The following is a 15,241-nucleotide window of genomic DNA, read 5'->3' as shown; positions in this document are numbered from 1 at the left end:
ACTAGCCGGTGAGCCCGCCGCTGATGAAGATGATCTCGCCGAGCGGGTCGTCGTTTTCCGGGGCGGGCGCGTCGATGCCCTGGCGCGCAAACAGTTCCGTGCGGGTCGTGCCTTCGACGTCCCAGTGCTTGGACCGCAGGTAGTCCACGACATGGTTGCGTTCACCGGCGTAGACCAGCGACGCCATGTCGATGTCCACGCCGTGCTCGCGGAAGGAACCCGACATCTCCCGCACCTTGTCGGCGTCGAAATCGACGATGCCGGGCACGAATTCGGTGGCGATCGCGCTGCCGGGGGCGCTGAGCGCGGTGATGTTGTCGAACAGCCGGTCCTGGGCCTCCGGCGGCAGGTAGATCAGCAGACCCTCGGCCAGCCACGCGGTCGGCGCCGTCGTGTCGAACCCGGCCGCGGTCAGCGCGGCGGGCCAGTCGGCGCGCAGATCGATCGGCACGGTGCGCCGCGTCGCCGTCGGTTCGGCGCCGATGCCGGTCAACGTGGCGGTCTTGAACTCGATCACCCGGGGCTGGTCGATCTCGTAGACTACCGTGCCGTCCGGCCACGGCAACCGGTAGGCCCGGGAGTCCAGCCCCGAGGCGAGGATCACCACCTGCCGGATCCCGCCCTCCGTCGCCTTGACGAAGTAGTCGTCGAAGTACTTGGTGCGCACGGCCATTCCGTCGACCATCGCCTGCATGCGGACCGTCGAGACGTTCTCGATCGCGGCGAGGTCGAGCTCGCCGTCCATCATCTTGGTGAAGAAGTCCACCCCCACCGCGCGCACCAGCGGTTCGGCGAACGGGTCGTGGATCAGGCCGCGGGGATCCCTCGTCGCCATGGCGCGTCCGGCGGCCACCATGGTCGCCGTCGCGCCCACACTGGACGCCAGATCCCACTCGTCGTCGTGAGCGCGTGACATAGCCGAAACCCTAGTCAATCCGCTACGCCAGTGTCGCGGCGACGTAGCTCAACTCGCCGAAGGTGGCCGCCATCTCGTCCTCGGGGAATTCGAACCCGTTCCGGGCGTACAACTCCCGGGCCGGGTGCGCGGTCACCCGCCAGCCGTGCTCGGTCAGGTAGTCGGCGACGACGTTGCGTTCCCCGCGGTAGAACAGGTCGGCCGCGTTGACGTTGAAGCCGAAGCGCTGCCATCGTTCGCTGATGCGCTGCAACCGCTCGTCGGAGAACGCATTGGGGTCCGGCACATGCTCGGTGGCCAGCCGACTGCCCGGCGCGCTGAGCCCGGTGATGTTGTCGAACAGCCGGTCCTGGGCCTCGGGCGGCAGGTAGGGCAGCAGCCCTTCCGCGCTCCACGCGGTCGGCTGTGTCACGTCGAACCCGCCTTCGCGCAACGCGGCCGGCCAGTCGTCGCGCAGATCGATGGCAATCGCGCGGCGCTCGGCAGTGGGGGTGGCGCCGAGCCCGGCCAGCGTGTCGGTCTTGAACGCGATGACCTGCGGCTGATCGATCTCGTAGACGACGGTGCCCGCCGGCCACGGCAGCCGGTAGGCGCGGGTGTCCAGGCCGGAGGCCAGGATCACCGCCTGCCGCACACCGTCTTTGGCGGCGCCGGTGAAGAAGTCGTCGAAAAACCGGGTACGAACCGTGATCTGCGCGGCCCGGGCCTTGCGGTTGAACAGCGGGTCGTCCTCGAAATCGACCTGCCCGTCCACGATGCGGATGAAGGGCTCCAGGCCAACGGCGCGGACCAGCGGCTCGGCCAGCGGGTCGTCGAGGAGCGCGTCGGGCCCCTGCGAGGCCACCGCGCGGGACGCCGCCACCATGGTGGCCGTCGCTCCCACGCTGTGCCCGGGTCCCCAGCTGTCGCCTTCCGTGCGTCCCGATTCCACAGTCATGCAATGGCTCCTATTTTTTCTTGTCCAAAGTGCCGCTGACGTAGAGCATTTCACCCATGCGCATGTCATCATCCCCGAGCGGGGGAAGCCCGTTGGCCGAGAACAACTCCCGGATGGTGACGCCGTTCAGCGCCCAGCCCCGGTCGCGCAGGTAGGGGGCCGCCTCGTTGCGGTCCCCGAAGTAGACCAGCCCCGCCATGTCGAGGTCGAAGCCGTGCGCACGCCAGCGTTCGGAGATTTGCTGCATGCGTTCCTTCATCTTGTCCTCGTCACCGGGCTCGGGGTTGGGCGCGCTTTCCACGGCCAACCGACTGCCCGGCGCGCTGAGTTCGGTGATGGTGTCCAGCAGGCGGTCCTGCGCTTCCGGGGGCAGATAGCCGAGCAGGCCCTCGGCGCTCCAGGCGGCCGGCTGGGCCGGGTCGAAGCCGGCTGCCCGCAACGCGGCGGGCCAGTCGTCACGCAGGTCGACGGCCACCACGCGCCGGTCGGCGGTCGGCGTGGCGCCCAACTCGGCCAGGGTGCGCGACTTGAAGTCGATGACCTGCGGCTGGTCGACCTCGTACACGACCGTCCCGGCGGGCCACGCCAGCCGGTAGGCGCGGGCGTCCAGCCCCGAGGCCAGGATCACCGCCTGCGTGATTCCCGCGCGCGTCGCGTTGAGGAAGAACTCGTCGAAGAACCTGGTGCGGACCGCCATGTTGTCGGCCATCCGGGACATCGCGCCGGTGGACCCGGTCGCGCCGTCGTGCGCGTCGTTGAGCTCGTCGGGGTTCACCTCGCCGGTCGCCAGCCGGGTGAGCAGGTCCACGCCGACAGCCCGCACCAGCGGCTCGGCGAACGGGTCGTTGATCAGCGGACGCTCGGCGCGGGTGGCGACGGCGCGGGCGGCGGCGACCATCGTCGCGGTCACCCCGACGCTGGATGCCAGGTCCCAGGTGTCGCCCTCATACCTGGTGGAAGTCATGTTCGCCCCTCTTCAGGAGTAGCAAGGCTAATATTTAGCCAATTTAACAAGCTTCTCCCACTGTACGCCTGCACCGGTTGGCGGCAAGCTGGGCTGATGGCGCGCTGAACGCGACCCGCGTCAGGCGGGCCGGGTGGCGCGATAGTAGGTGAGTCGTCCGACGACGCGCTGCCGGTGCGTGGCGACCTGGGTGCAATCGAATCCCGCCGCCGTCAGCAGTCGCGGGATGGCGTCGCCGAGGTTGCCGGCCGCGTGGTGGCTGCGCAGGATGAGTCGTGCGCCCAGGCCATCGGCGGCGGTCAGGTCACCGCCGATGTCAACCAGGTGCAGCCGGCCGCCGGGGCGAAGGACGCGGAAGACCTCGGCTGCCGCGGCGGTTTTCGCGTCGTCGTCGAGATGGTGCAGCATCATCGATGACAGCACCCGGTCGAATTCGCCGTCGGCGTAGGGGAGCCGTTGCGCGTAGCCCTGCTCGAAGCGAATGCCGCTCAGCTTTACCGACTTTCGCCGCGCGCGGCGCAGAGCGCGCGGGTCGGGATCGCATCCGATCGCCTCCACGCGGGGATGGGCGCGTTTGGCACGGATGATCAGGTTTCCTGTACCGCAGCCGATTTCAAGGATCCGACGGCAATCGGCGAGCTCGGCCTGCGCGATGAGGGTGTCGTAGGCCGTTCGCATGCCCATCAGGCGTGACATCAGGTCGTAGGCCGGCAGCAGCGCGTCGTGGCCGGCGGCGGGCAGGTAGTCATGTGGATGATGTTTCGTCACATCACCCATGGTGAACCGCTGGCAAGCTCAGGAATTGGCTGATCATCGGTCAAAGTGGGACTATTTTTGGCGGCATGACGCGACCGACTCAAATGGTCCGGCGCAGGGCGGGCGTGCCGATCTATGCGTACCGCACGGATCCGGATACGCCCCCGGTGTCGGTGGTGCGGTCGGCTCCCGAGGATTTCGTCGAGCGCGGTCGCCACATCCACGACTTTCCGGCGCTCTGGTACCTGCCCTCGGCCTCGCTCGTCTACGTGGCGGCTGCGGGTCAGGTGCTCGACCCGGGGCGGCTGGAGGGCCGCGACGACGGTGTCGCGGTGTTCTTCGACCCCGCGGCGCTGGGCGAGGACGGGCGATCGCCCTGGCCGGCGTGGGGAGGGCACCCGCTGCTGTTCCCCTTCCTGCACGGGCGCGCGGGCGGGATCCTGCGGCTGGAGGTGCCCGCTGCGCGACGGCCGGCATGGGACGCGGCGATCAGGTCGATCGAAGCCGAGCTGCTCGCGCGGCAGGACGGTTATCGGCAGGCGGCCCTGGCGCATCTGACGCTGCTGCTGATCGATCTCGCGCGGCTGGCGGGACCGGCGGTGGCCGAGCTGCAGCGCGCCGGCGAACCTGTGCTGGCCGCGGTGTTCGATGCGATCGACCGGCGCCACACCGGGCCGTTGTCGCTACGCGATGTCGCCGACGAGCTCGGCGTCACACCCGGACACCTGACCACCGTCGTGCGGCGCCGCACCGGACGCACCGTGGGCGAGTGGATCACCGAGCGCCGGATGGCCGCGGCCCGCGGGTTGCTGGCCGACACCGACCTGCCCATCCGGGAGGTCGCCAGGCGGGTCGGGATGCTCGATCCCGGCTATTTCAGCCGGCTGTTCAGCCGGGCGCACGGCGCCTCGCCGCGCCAGTGGCGGGGCGCCACCTAGGGGACAGGTTGTCCACGCCGCGGATCGCGATATCGACGGCGTGTTCGACCGCGGCGCGCAGTTCTTCGGCCGTGCCGCTACCTTGCAGGCACATGAGCGCCGCGGCAATCGCCGCCCCCATGACCGAACCGATGACGGCGGCAGCGGCCACCGGGTCGAGCACGTCGGAATAGGCGCCGTGTAGTGCCCGTGCCAATTGAGCCTCGGCCAGGAAGTAGCGGTGCAGGGTGGCCGCTTGGACGGCTGGCACCGACAGGATCATCGGCAACCGGGCCGCGGCCAGACCGCCCTCGACTTCCTCGGTGAGGGCGTCGGCCAGCATGTGCTGCATCGCCGCCACGAGCACATCGGCCATCCGATCATCGGATCCGCGCTGCTCGATGAGCGCCACCGCGGTTTCGATCCGGCGCGCTAGGTGGGGAAAAAGGACTTCGTCCTTGCTCGCGAAGTAGTTGAAGAATGTCTTCGTGGAAACACCTGCAGTTGAGGCGATTTCGGCGACTGTGGTCTGCTCGTAACCCTTCTCCCCGAACAGCCGCATGGCCGCGCCGATCAGCTCCTGCCTGGTCTGCCGCCGCTTGCGTTCGCGCAGGCTCATCTCGCTTGCCGTCGCGGCTCCTTCCATAAATCTATATCAAGAGTAATATTATAGCGAATGTAGCAAAATCAACGCTAACTCGCCGGAGAGGACCCGGTCATGCGGTTCAAGAACTTCGAGGACGCCGTGGCGGTCGTTACCGGTGGCGGGATGGGTCTGGGCGAAGCGCTCTGCGAGGAGCTCGGGCGTCGAGGCGCGACGGTCGTGGTCGCCGATATCGACGGCGAGGCGGCACGTCGGGTAGCGGAGCGCCTGGCGCATGCCGGCACACCGGCTGCTGCCGTGCCGGTCGACGTGGCCAACCAAATCGAGGTGGTGAAGCTGATCGAGAACACCGTCTCCGAATACGGACGCATCGACTACATGATCAACAATGCCGGCGTCGCGATCGGCGGCGATTCGCGCGACCTATCGATGCAGCAATGGCGCCGCGTGCTCGATGTCGACTTGCTGGGCGTGGTGCATGGGACGGTGCACGCCTACCAGGCGATGGCGCGCCAGGGCCACGGGCACATCATCAACGTCTCCTCGCTGAGCGGGCTGATTCCCCAGCCGGGCAACGCTGCATACTGCACCAGCAAGCATGGGATCGTCGGCCTTTCGCTTTCCCTGCGGGCCGAGGGAGTGGACCTCGGCGTGAAGGTGAGTGCAGCATGTCCGGGCGACATGAAGACGAAAATCTACGACAACATGGTCGTGGTCAACATGCCGCGCGAGCAGGTGGCGACGTTGAGTCGGCGCACCCATTATCTGATGCCCCAGATGAGCGCCGAGGCTGCGGCCCGCGCCATCCTGCGTGGCGCGGACCGGAATCGACCGCTGATCGTTTTTCCCGCTGTGGTGCGGGTGATCTGGCACCTGTACCGCCGGTTTCCGGGCCTGTTCTATCGGGTCAACGTCCACCGGATGAGGCTGTTCCGCCAGCTTCGAGCCGATCAATCCGAAACGCTATAGCTGTCAGAGGGATTCGAAGTCCAGCCAGTCGTCGACGTCGAACCGGTCTTCCTCGGCGCGGATCGTCGCACCGCCGCAGCCGGGGTAGTGCGCGGGGAGGACGGCCGCCTTCGCCCGGACCGCCTCGGTGAAGATCCGGCGGCGGGTCGCCGCGGCGGCCGCCGCGTCGACGTCGAAGGCGCAGGCGTCGGCGGGGCGGCGGAGTTGCAGCGGGCTGTGGGTCAGGTCGCCCACGAAGACCGCCGGCTCGCCCGCATCCAGCCACAGCACCGAGGAGCCGGGGGTGTGCCCGGGGGCGGGCCGCAGCCGCAGCGACCGGCTGACCTGGTGGTCATCCGACCATTGGACGAGCTGGCCCGCCGCGTCGATGGGCGCCACGCTGTCGGCGAACACCAGCCCGTCGCCTCGCTGCTGCGCCGCTTCCTCGTCGGTGCGCGGCGTCCGCCGCGCCGCGGGGCCGTCGGGCGCGAAGAAGTGAAAGTCACTGGCGGGCAACAGGTATCGGGCGTTGGGAAACGTCGGCACCCACGTGCCGCTCTCGAGCATGGTGTTCCACCCGACGTGGTCGGAGTGGATGTGGGTGTTCACCACCACGTCCACGGCGGCGCGGTCGACGCCCGCCGACCCGAGCGCGGCCAGGAACCCGGTGTTGAGGTGGTCCAGGGGCGGCATGTGGGGACGCGGGCGGTCATTGCCGACACCGGTGTCCACCACGACGGTCAGCCCGTCGACCTCGATCACCCAGCTTTGGATCGCGATGTGCCACTGATCGGTCGAGGGGTCGAAGAAGTCCGGCACCAACAGGTCGGCGTTGTCGCGCCAACCTGATGGCGGGGTGTGCGGAAAAAATTGTGCTCCGAGGTCGAATTGGAGTTCGACTACCCGCGTCACGCGCGCGTCACCGAACCGGACGGGGCGCATCAGGCGTTCGCCCGCAGGTAGCCGTAGACGCCGGCGAAGTTGCGGTTCACGTCCTCGGGGATGGGCACCGCGCAGCCGAGCGCCCTTGCGCCCCAGACGATCTGGGCGGTGCGCTCCACCAGTGCGGTGATGTGCAGCACCTTGTCCGGCCGCGGGCCCACGGCCACCAGGCCGTGGTTGGCGATCAACGCGGCGCCCCGGCCGTCGAGCGCCTTGACCGCGTTGGCGCCGACGTCGGGCGTTCCCGAGGCGGCGTACTCGGTGCACCGGACGTCGCCGCCGCAGTAGACGGCGAACTCGTCGATGCAGGCCGGGATCGGTTGGTGCGCAACCGCGAACATGGTCGCCCACACCGGATGGCTGTGGATGACGCTGCCGACGTCGTCGAATGCGCGGTAGCAGGCCAGGTGCAGCTGCATCTCCGACGACGGCGAGCGGCCGTCCGCCGCGTGCAGCACGGCGCCGTCCGGATCGACCAGAACGAGGTCGCCGAGCTGCATGTCGCGGTAGTCGACCGACGACGGCGTGATGACGATGTTCCCGTCGGAGCGCCGCGCGGAGATGTTGCCGGCGGTTCCCTCGACGAGGCCGCGGCGCAGCATGTCCTTGGCCGCGTCCAGCACCGCGGTCTCGGGGTGGGGGACCGATTTCATGAGGCCAGCACCTCCGGGTTGACGATGTGGGCGGGCCGGTCACCGGCCAGCAGCGCTTCGAGGTCGTCGGCCACCATTTGCGCCTGCCGCGCCTCGGTGTTCCACGTGGCGCCGCCGATGTGGGGCGTCAGCACGACGTTGGGCATCCCGACCAGCGGGTGGTCGGTGGGCAGCCATTCGCCGACGAAGTGGTCCAGTCCGGCGGCGGCCACCTTGCCCCCGCGCAGCGCCTCGACGAGCGCCTCGGTGTCGTGCAGCTGGGCGCGGGCGGTGTTGAGGAAGACCGCGCCGTCGCGCATGGCGGCGAACTGCGGCGCCCCGATCATGCCGACGGTGTCGTCGGTGACGGGCGCGTGCAGGGAGACGACATCCGCCTCACCCAGCAGCTCGTCGAGGCCGTGCCGCGCGTCGTCGTTGTACGGATCGTGGGCGATGACGCGCATGCCCAGCCCGGCCAGCCGCCACGCGGTGGCCCGGCCGACGGCACCCAGGCCCACCAACCCGGCGGTGCGCCCGGCGATCTCCCAGCTGCGGAACCGCTGATAGGGGATGGTGCCGTCGCGAAAGACTTTGCCGCTGCGGACATCCGTGTCCGCGGGCAGCAGCCCGCGGGTGGCGGCGAGCAGCAGGGCCACCGTCATCTCGGCGACCGCGTCAGCGTTGCGGCCCGGCGTGTTCAGCACCGGGACACCGGCCGCGGTGGCCGCGGCGACGTCGACGTTGTTGGGGTCCCCGCGGGTGGATGCGATCACCCGCAGCCCCCGCTCGAACACCGGCCCGGCCACCGAGTCGCTTTCCACCACAACGACATCGGCGCCTTCCGCGGCGATGCGGTCGGCCAGTTGCTCGGCGCTGTAGATCCGCAGCGGGCTCTGCTCGATCCAGGGGTCGTAGACCACGTCGGCCAGCTCGCGGAGCTTGGCGAAACCCGGCCCCCGCAGGGGGGCGGTCACCAGGGCGCGCGGTCTTGACGTCACGAACCCCAATGCTGGCGTACGGTGACGCCCGTGTCACGCGAAGACGTCACAATTGGCATCGACGTCGGCAGCACCGCGGTCAAGGCGGTCGCCGCGGACGCGGACGGCCGGGTGACGGCGCGGGTGCGGATCCCGCATCAGCTGCGGGTGCCGGCGCCGAACCGGCTCGAGCACGACGCCGACGAGGCGTGGCGGCGGGGACCGGTGGCGGCCCTGGAAAGGCTGGGCGGGCCGGACGTGCGCGCGGTGGCCGTGTCGGCGATGGTGCCGTCGCTGACGGCCGTCGACGCGGCGGGGGTGCCGGTCACGCCGGGGCTGCTGTACGGCGACGAGCGCGGCCGAACGCCGGATCAGCAGGCGCAGCCGCTGCCGGCCCTGGGCGAGGCCGCCGAATTCCTGCGCTGGACCGCGGCGCGGGCCCCTGACGCGGCCGGTTACTGGCCGGCGCCGGCGGTGGCCAACCACGCGCTGGGCGGCGAGCCGGTGATCGACTTCGCCACCGCCGCGACCGCGTATCCGCTGTTCGACGGCACGGGCTGGAGTCCCGAGGCGTGCGCCGAACGCGGCGCGCGGCCCGACCAGATGCCGCGGGTCGAGAGCATGGGGGCCGCCGCGGGGCAGGTGCGCGGCCGCGGCGCCGCGCTGGCGGTCGGCGCGATCGATGCCCTGTGCGAGCAGATCGTGGCCGGCGCGGACCGCGAGGGCGACGTGCTGGTGCTGTGCGGCACCACGTTGATCGTGTGGACCACCCTCGGAGAGGCCCGGCAGGTGCCCGGCCTGTGGACGATCCCCCACACCGCCGCGGGCAAGAGCCAGATCGGCGGGGCCAGCAACGCCGGCGGGCTGTTCCTCGGCTGGGTGGACCGCGTGGTTGCGGCCGGCGACCCTGCCGCCGCCCGGCCCGGGCGGGTGCCGGTGTGGTCGCCCTACATCCGCGGGGAGCGCACCCCGTTCCACGACCCCGATCGCCGGGCGACGCTGGACGCCGTGGACCTCACCCACGACGCCGCCGCGCTGCGCCGGGCCGCGTACGAGGCGTCGGGCTTCGTGGTGCGCCAGCTCATCGAACTGAGCGGGGCGCCGGTGGCCCGCATCGTCGCCACGGGCGGCGGCACCCGGGTCGGGCCGTGGATGCAGGCGATCGCCGACGCCACCGGGCGGCCGGTCGAGGTGTCCGGGGTGCCCGAGGGCGCGGCGCTGGGTGCTGCCTTCCTCGCGCGCATGGCGGTCGGCCTGGAGACCGCGATCGCCGACGCGGCCCGATGGGCGCGCACCGAACGCGTCGTCGAACCCGACCCCGGTTGGGCGGCCGCGATCGAGGGCCGCTACCAGCGATTCCTGGAGCTGGGAAACCGCAGATGTAGCGCGCTACCTCCCCCGGCGTTCTAGGCTGGTGCAATGACCGACCACGACCGCAAAGCCGCCCGCCGCGAAATCGCCGACGCCCTGTTGAAAGCCCTTGAGCGGCGGCACGAAATCGCCGATGTCGTGGTGGAATCGGAGAACAAGGCGGCCGCGGTCGAGGCGATCGTCCGCCTGCTCGACACCTCTCATGTCGCCGCCGAAGCGGTGATGGGTATGTCCTTCGATCAGCTCACCATCGACTCGCGCCGCAAGATCCTGGCCGAACTCGAGGACCTGAACAAACAACTCAGCTTCACCCTCGGCGAGCGCCCGGCCAGCTCGGGGGAGACCCTCGAGCTGCGGCCGTTCTCCGCCGAGAAGGACCGCGACATCTTCGCCGCCCGCACCGAGGACATGGGCGCCGCCGGCGACGGCTCCGGCGGACCGGCCGGCAACCTCGACGACGAGATCAGCGCGGCGCTCGGACGCCTCGACGACGAGGAGGCCGCCTGGTTCGTCGCGGTCGACTCGGGCGAAAAGGTGGGGATGGTGTTCGGCGAGCTGCTGGGCGGCGAGGTCAACGTGCGGATCTGGATCCACCCCGGGCACCGCAAGAAGGGTTACGGCACCGCCGCGCTGCGCAAGTCGCGCACCGAGATGGCCTGGTGCTTCCCCGCCGTGCCGATGGTGGTGCGGGCTCCGGCCGCCAAGCCCGCCGAAGCCACGGCAAAGCCGTAGCCGCTCCGGGGTTCAGCTCAGCGTCGCGGTGACCGCGACGATGTTGCGCAGCTGCGACGTCTCGTCGTCCGGGAAGACGAGGCCGTAATCGGCGAAGTACTCCCGCCGCTCCCGGGTGCTGACCTGCCAGCCCCGGCCCGTCAGGTAGTCCACGACATTGCTGCGCTCGCCGTCGAAGAACAGCCCCGACAGGTCGATGTCGCAGCCCAGGTTGGCCCACCGCTCGTTGAACTGCTGCGCGCGTTCGGTCATCGTCCGCCCGGAGTCGCCGTGGAACTCCGTGGCCAACATGCTTCCGGGCGCGCTGAGCTCGGTGATGTTGTCGAACAGCTGGTCCTGGGCCTCCGGCGGCAGGTACATCAGCAGGCCCTCGGCGCTCCACGACGTCGGCTGCGCCGCGTCGAACCCGCTGTGCCGCAACGCGTCCGGCCAATCGTCGCGCAGGTCGACGCTGACGGTGCGCCGGTCGGCGGTGGGGGTGGCACCCAGCTGCGCCATGGCGGCGGTCTTGAACTCGACGACCTTGGGCTGATCGACCTCGTAGACCACGCTGCCGGGCGGCCAGCCCAGCCGGTATGCGCGGGCGTCCAGGCCGGCGGCCAGGATCACCGACTGCCGGATGCCGTCGCGGGCGGCGTTGAGAAAGAAGTCGTCGAAGAAGCGGGTGCGCACGGCGATCGAATCCGTTTCCAGCTGCAGGTCCCGTTCGCCGTCGCGGGCATCGGCGGGAGCCACGTCGCCGTCCACCAGGCGGCGGAAGAACTCCAGGCCGACGGCCCGCACCAGCGGCGCCGCGAACGGGTCGTCGATGATCGGGTCGGTGCCCTCGCTGGCCAGCGCCCGGGCCGCGGCGACCATCGTGGCCGTGGCGCCGACACTGGAGGCCAGGTCCCAAGTGTCTTGGTCAGTGCGTGTCATGGTGCTCCCATTTACTTAGCAAATGCAACGACTCAAGAGCACTTTACGCCCCACCGCTGACGGCTTCCTGTGCATTTATCGGTCGTCCGATGACGGGCCTGGACGGACTCACCGAGCCCAGCTGTTAGTCTCGTACACGGTTTGACGCGCGACGCCGTACGTCCTGGCCTGCGGGGTGTTGGGCGCGTATTGCAGGAGACCCCCGGCTCGCAGGAGGAAGAGTGCTTTCGGCTTTCATCTCATCGCTGCGGACAGTCGACCTGAGACGGAAGATCCTCTTCACGCTGGGCATCGTCGTCCTCTATCGGCTGGGCGCCGCCCTGCCGTCCCCCGGCGTCAATTTCCCCAACGTCCAGCAGTGCATCAAAGAGGCCAGCGGCGGCGCGGCCGGGCAGATCTATTCGCTGATCAACCTGTTCTCCGGCGGCGCGCTGCTGAAACTGACGGTGTTCGCGGTCGGGGTGATGCCCTACATCACCGCGAGCATCATCGTGCAGCTGCTCACGGTGGTCATCCCGCGGTTCGAGGAACTGCGCAAGGAAGGCCAGTCCGGCCAGGCCAAGATGACGCAGTACACCCGCTATCTGGCCATCGCGCTGGCGATCCTGCAGGCGACCAGCATCGTGGCGCTGGCGGCCAACGGCGGGCTACTGCAGGGCTGCTCGCTGGACATCATCGCCGACCAGAGCATCTTCACGCTGGTCGTCATCGTGATGGTGATGACGGCCGGTGCTGCGCTGGTGATGTGGATGGGCGAGCTGATCACCGAGCGCGGCATCGGCAACGGGATGTCGCTGCTGATCTTCGTCGGCATCGCAGCGCGCATCCCGTCCGAGGGCAAGACCATCCTGGACAGCCGTGGCGGGGCCATCTTCGCAGCCGTCTGCGTCGCCGCCCTGGCCATCATCGTCGGCGTGGTGTTCGTCGAGCAGGGGCAGCGCCGCATCCCGGTGCAATACGCCAAGCGCATGGTGGGCCGGCGCATGTACGGCGGAACGTCGACCTATCTGCCGCTCAAGGTCAACCAGGCCGGCGTCATCCCGGTCATCTTCGCGTCGTCGCTCATCTACATTCCGCACCTGATCACGCAGCTGATTCGCAGCGGCAGCGGCGGGGTGGGCAACAGCTGGTGGGACAAGTTCGTCGGCAGTTACCTGTCCGACCCCAGCGACCCGATTTACATCAGCATCTACTTCGGACTGATCATTTTCTTCACGTACTTCTACGTGTCGATCACGTTCAACCCCGACGAACGTGCCGACGAAATGAAGAAGTTCGGCGGGTTCATCCCCGGCATCCGGCCGGGCAAGCCCACCGCCGACTATCTGCGTTACGTGCTCAGCCGGATTACCCTGCCGGGCTCGATCTACCTCGGCGCGATCTCGGTGCTGCCGAACTTGTTCCTGCAGATCGGCAATGGCGGAGCGGTTCAGAATTTGCCGTTCGGCGGTACTGCGGTTTTGATCATGATTGGGGTTGGCTTGGATACGGTCAAACAGATCGAGAGCCAGCTCATGCAGCGCAACTATGAAGGGTTTCTCAAGTGAGGGTCGTTTTGCTGGGACCGCCCGGGGCGGGCAAGGGGACACAGGCCCAGAAGCTCTCCGAGAAGCTCGGGATCCCGCACATCTCCACCGGTGAACTGTTCCGCAGCAATATCGGGAACGGGACCAAACTCGGCCTGGAGGCCAAGCGCTATCTGGACGCCGGTGACCTGGTGCCCTCGGACCTGACCAACCAGCTCGTCGACGACCGACTGAACGATGCCGACGCGGCCAACGGCTTCATCCTGGACGGCTTTCCGCGGTCCACCGAACAGGCCAAGGCGCTGCACGCGATGCTCGAACGCCGGGGCACCGACATCGACGCCGTGCTGGAGTTCCGCGTCTCGCAGGAGGAGCTGTTGCAGCGGCTCAAGTCGCGGGGCCGCGCCGACGACACCGACGACGTCATCCTGAACCGGATGAAGGTCTACCGCGACGAGACCGCGCCCCTGCTGGAGTACTACCGCGACGAACTCAAGACGGTCGACGCCCTGGGCACGATGGACGAAGTGTTCGCCCGTGCCCTGCAAGCGCTGGGCAAGTAACCGTGAACCCGCTGGCGCGGCTGCGGAGTCGCAAAGTCGTGCCGCAGCGCACCGCCGGTGAACTCGACGCGATGGCGGCGGCGGGGGCGGTGGTCGCGGCCGCCCTGCAGGCGGTTCGGGCGGCCGCGGTTGCCGGAGTGTCCACCCTGGGACTCGACCACATCGCCGAGTCGGTGATCCGGGAGGCCGGCGCGGTGCCGTCGTTCCTCGGCTACCACGGCTACCCGGCGTCGATCTGCGCGTCGGTCAACGAGCGGGTGGTGCACGGGATCCCGTCGGCCGCGGAGATCCTGGCGCCCGGCGACCTGGTCTCCATCGACTGCGGAGCGGTGTTGGACGGCTGGCACGGCGACGCCGCGATCACGTTCGGCGTCGGCGCCCTCGACGCCGCCGACCAGGCGCTTTGCGACGCGACCCGGGAATCGCTGGAAGCCGGTATCGCGGCGATGGTTCCCGGCAACCGGCTGACCGACGTCTCGCACGCCATCGAAACGGGCACGCGAGCGGCGCGGGAGCGGCACGGCCAGGTGTTCGGGATCGTGGAGGGCTACGGGGGGCACGGCATCGGCCGGCAGATGCACATGGATCCGTTCCTGCCCAACGAGGGCTCGCCCGGCCGAGGCCCGCTGCTGGCCCCGGGGTCGGTGCTGGCCATCGAACCGATGCTGACCCTCGGGACGGGCAAGACCGTGGTGCTCGACGACGAGTGGACCGTCACCACCTCGGACGGGTCCCGTGCGGCACACTGGGAACACACCGTCGCGGTCACCGACGCCGGGCCGCGCATCCTGACGCTGCCTTAGCTGAACCAGCCGCGATCGCAAGCGCGGCGCAGCCGGGCGCCGCGGGTCGCGGCGATTGAACCGGCCGCGATCGCAAGCGCGGCGCAGCCGGGCGCCGCGGGTCGCGGCGATTGAACCGAGCCGCGATTCGACTCGTTCCAGTAGTCGGAGGTGATCGAGTGGCCCGTGTGGCAGGTGGTTGGAGGGCATCCGGGGCTGCCGAAGCCGCCCTGATGAAGGCGCTGTATGACGAGCACGCGGCGGTCCTGTGGCGTTACGCGCTCCGGTTGACGGGGGACGCGAGCCAGTCCGAGGACGTCGTGCAGGAAACGTTGCTGCGGGCCTGGCAGCATCCGGAGGTCGTCGGGGACACCGAGCGCTCGGCGCGGGCCTGGCTGTTCACCGTCGCCCGCAACATGATCATCGACGACCGGCGCAGCGCGCGGTTCCGCAACGTCGTCGGCTCGACCGACGAGGCGGGTGCGCCCGAACGGTCCACCCCGGATGAGGTGAACGCGGCGCTGGACAAGCTGTTGATCGCCGACGCGATGGCGCAACTGTCCACCGAGCACCGCGCCGTGATCGACCGGTCCTACTACCGCGGCTGGACCACCGCGCAGATTGCCGCCGACCTCGGGATCGCCGAGGGAACCGTGAAGTCGCGACTACACTACGCCGTGCGGGCGTTGCGGCTCACTCTGCAGGAACTTGGGGTCACCCGCTGAGGGCTCCGAATGCTTAAAGGGTGATGAGGGA

Annotated in this window: 17 protein-coding genes; 8 read left to right on the top strand and 9 right to left on the bottom strand. The window is 69.4% G+C overall.

Annotated elements, in window-relative coordinates:
- Position 1: 1 nt before the first annotated feature.
- The 4 genes from AWC03_RS10885 to AWC03_RS10865 form a co-directional block, all read right to left on the bottom strand.
- On the bottom strand, positions 2–916 hold the full coding sequence (locus tag AWC03_RS10885) for a class I SAM-dependent methyltransferase (RefSeq protein WP_085240506.1): 915 nt from the start codon (positions 914–916) through the stop codon (positions 2–4).
- 22 nt (positions 917–938) lie between these two features.
- Positions 939–1,853 carry a class I SAM-dependent methyltransferase gene (locus AWC03_RS10880; protein WP_085240505.1) on the bottom strand — a complete coding sequence of 305 codons (915 nt, stop codon included), beginning with the start codon at positions 1,851–1,853 and terminating at the stop codon, positions 939–941.
- Between the two features lie 10 nt (positions 1,854–1,863).
- Positions 1,864–2,817, bottom strand: a complete 954-nt coding sequence (locus AWC03_RS10875) for a class I SAM-dependent methyltransferase (RefSeq protein ID WP_085240504.1) — start codon at positions 2,815–2,817, stop codon at positions 1,864–1,866.
- Between the two features lie 120 nt (positions 2,818–2,937).
- Positions 2,938–3,585, bottom strand: coding sequence for a class I SAM-dependent methyltransferase (locus tag AWC03_RS10865; protein WP_420845662.1), 648 nt, complete (start codon positions 3,583–3,585; stop codon positions 2,938–2,940).
- Positions 3,586–3,659: 74 nt separating this feature from the next.
- Between AWC03_RS10865 and AWC03_RS10860 the strand changes: the two genes are divergently transcribed.
- Positions 3,660–4,511: a helix-turn-helix transcriptional regulator gene (locus AWC03_RS10860; protein WP_085240502.1), complete on the top strand. Its 852-nt coding sequence runs from the start codon at positions 3,660–3,662 to the stop codon at positions 4,509–4,511.
- Here the strand turns inward: AWC03_RS10860 and AWC03_RS10855 are convergent.
- The gene (locus AWC03_RS10855) at positions 4,462–5,136 is read right to left on the bottom strand and encodes a TetR/AcrR family transcriptional regulator (RefSeq protein WP_085240501.1); all 675 of its coding nucleotides are present in this window, start codon (positions 5,134–5,136) and stop codon (positions 4,462–4,464) included. The two genes, AWC03_RS10860 and AWC03_RS10855, sit on opposite strands and share 50 nt — an antisense overlap.
- A 72-nt stretch (positions 5,137–5,208) precedes the next feature.
- Between AWC03_RS10855 and AWC03_RS10850 the strand changes: the two genes are divergently transcribed.
- A complete protein-coding gene (locus AWC03_RS10850) occupies positions 5,209–6,063 on the top strand; it encodes an SDR family NAD(P)-dependent oxidoreductase (protein WP_085240500.1) in 855 nt (284 codons plus the stop codon).
- A 3-nt stretch (positions 6,064–6,066) separates the two neighbouring features.
- Here AWC03_RS10850 and AWC03_RS10845 read toward each other — a convergent pair whose 3' ends face one another.
- Genes AWC03_RS10845 through AWC03_RS10835 form a run of 3 tightly spaced genes read right to left on the bottom strand, consistent with a single transcriptional unit; the run spans position 6,067 to position 8,614 of the window.
- Positions 6,067–6,984, bottom strand: coding sequence for an MBL fold metallo-hydrolase (locus AWC03_RS10845; RefSeq protein WP_085240499.1), 918 nt, complete (start codon positions 6,982–6,984; stop codon positions 6,067–6,069).
- On the bottom strand, positions 6,984–7,637 hold the full coding sequence (locus tag AWC03_RS10840) for an L-fuculose-phosphate aldolase (RefSeq protein WP_085240498.1): 654 nt from the start codon (positions 7,635–7,637) through the stop codon (positions 6,984–6,986). The genes AWC03_RS10845 and AWC03_RS10840 overlap by 1 nt, the downstream gene beginning before the upstream one ends.
- Positions 7,634–8,614, bottom strand: coding sequence for an NAD(P)-dependent oxidoreductase (locus AWC03_RS10835; RefSeq protein ID WP_085240610.1), 981 nt, complete (start codon positions 8,612–8,614; stop codon positions 7,634–7,636). The genes AWC03_RS10840 and AWC03_RS10835 overlap by 4 nt, the downstream gene beginning before the upstream one ends.
- 30 nt (positions 8,615–8,644) lie before the next feature.
- Between AWC03_RS10835 and AWC03_RS10830 the strand changes: the two genes are divergently transcribed.
- Both AWC03_RS10830 and AWC03_RS10825 read left to right on the top strand, forming a co-directional pair.
- Positions 8,645–10,003, top strand: coding sequence for a xylulokinase (locus AWC03_RS10830; RefSeq protein ID WP_085240611.1), 1,359 nt, complete (start codon positions 8,645–8,647; stop codon positions 10,001–10,003).
- A 9-nt stretch (positions 10,004–10,012) separates the two neighbouring features.
- Complete coding sequence (locus AWC03_RS10825) at positions 10,013–10,696, top strand: GNAT family N-acetyltransferase (RefSeq protein WP_085240497.1); 684 nt, start codon at positions 10,013–10,015, stop codon at positions 10,694–10,696.
- Between the two features lie 12 nt (positions 10,697–10,708).
- On the opposite strand, the gene AWC03_RS10820 is transcribed toward AWC03_RS10825, so the two are convergent.
- Complete coding sequence (locus AWC03_RS10820; RefSeq protein ID WP_085240496.1) at positions 10,709–11,614, bottom strand: class I SAM-dependent methyltransferase; 906 nt, start codon at positions 11,612–11,614, stop codon at positions 10,709–10,711.
- 221 nt (positions 11,615–11,835) lie between these two features.
- Here AWC03_RS10820 and secY point away from each other — a divergent pair, with 221 nt between their 5' ends.
- From secY to AWC03_RS10795, 4 genes are all read left to right on the top strand, one after another.
- Positions 11,836–13,161, top strand: coding sequence for a preprotein translocase subunit SecY (gene secY / locus AWC03_RS10815; RefSeq protein WP_073879353.1), 1,326 nt, complete (start codon positions 11,836–11,838; stop codon positions 13,159–13,161).
- A complete protein-coding gene (locus tag AWC03_RS10810) occupies positions 13,158–13,703 on the top strand; it encodes an adenylate kinase (RefSeq protein ID WP_085240495.1) in 546 nt (181 codons plus the stop codon). The genes secY and AWC03_RS10810 overlap by 4 nt, the downstream gene beginning before the upstream one ends.
- Before the next feature lie 2 nt (positions 13,704–13,705).
- Positions 13,706–14,506: a type I methionyl aminopeptidase gene (gene map / locus AWC03_RS10805; protein WP_085240494.1), complete on the top strand. Its 801-nt coding sequence runs from the start codon at positions 13,706–13,708 to the stop codon at positions 14,504–14,506.
- 158 nt (positions 14,507–14,664) lie between these two features.
- Positions 14,665–15,210: a sigma-70 family RNA polymerase sigma factor gene (locus tag AWC03_RS10795; protein WP_085240492.1), complete on the top strand. Its 546-nt coding sequence runs from the start codon at positions 14,665–14,667 to the stop codon at positions 15,208–15,210.
- Positions 15,211–15,241: the final 31 nt, after the last annotated feature.

The organism is Mycobacterium europaeum (assembly GCF_002102155.1).
GTDB classification, from domain to species: Bacteria; Actinomycetota; Actinomycetes; order Mycobacteriales; family Mycobacteriaceae; genus Mycobacterium; species Mycobacterium europaeum.
Note: the sequence above shows the minus strand (reverse complement) of the source record. Positions and strands in the feature narration are given on the sequence as shown.

Bases quoted from the DNA above. Each gene is read 5' to 3' on its own strand.
- AWC03_RS10860 (WP_085240502.1), top strand. From the start codon at position 3,660: ATGACGCGACCGACTCAAATGGTCCGGCGCAGGGCGGGCGTGCCGATC.
- AWC03_RS10880 (WP_085240505.1), bottom strand. From the start codon at position 1,853: ATGACTGTGGAATCGGGACGCACGGAAGGCGACAGCTGGGGACCCGGG.
- AWC03_RS10855 (WP_085240501.1), bottom strand. From the start codon at position 5,136: ATGGAAGGAGCCGCGACGGCAAGCGAGATGAGCCTGCGCGAACGCAAG.
- AWC03_RS10850 (WP_085240500.1), top strand. From the start codon at position 5,209: ATGCGGTTCAAGAACTTCGAGGACGCCGTGGCGGTCGTTACCGGTGGC.
- AWC03_RS10875 (WP_085240504.1), bottom strand. From the start codon at position 2,817: ATGACTTCCACCAGGTATGAGGGCGACACCTGGGACCTGGCATCCAGC.
- AWC03_RS10885 (WP_085240506.1), bottom strand. From the start codon at position 916: ATGTCACGCGCTCACGACGACGAGTGGGATCTGGCGTCCAGTGTGGGC.
- AWC03_RS10840 (WP_085240498.1), bottom strand. From the start codon at position 7,637: ATGAAATCGGTCCCCCACCCCGAGACCGCGGTGCTGGACGCGGCCAAG.
- AWC03_RS10825 (WP_085240497.1), top strand. From the start codon at position 10,013: ATGACCGACCACGACCGCAAAGCCGCCCGCCGCGAAATCGCCGACGCC.
- AWC03_RS10845 (WP_085240499.1), bottom strand. From the start codon at position 6,984: ATGCGCCCCGTCCGGTTCGGTGACGCGCGCGTGACGCGGGTAGTCGAA.
- AWC03_RS10820 (WP_085240496.1), bottom strand. From the start codon at position 11,614: ATGACACGCACTGACCAAGACACTTGGGACCTGGCCTCCAGTGTCGGC.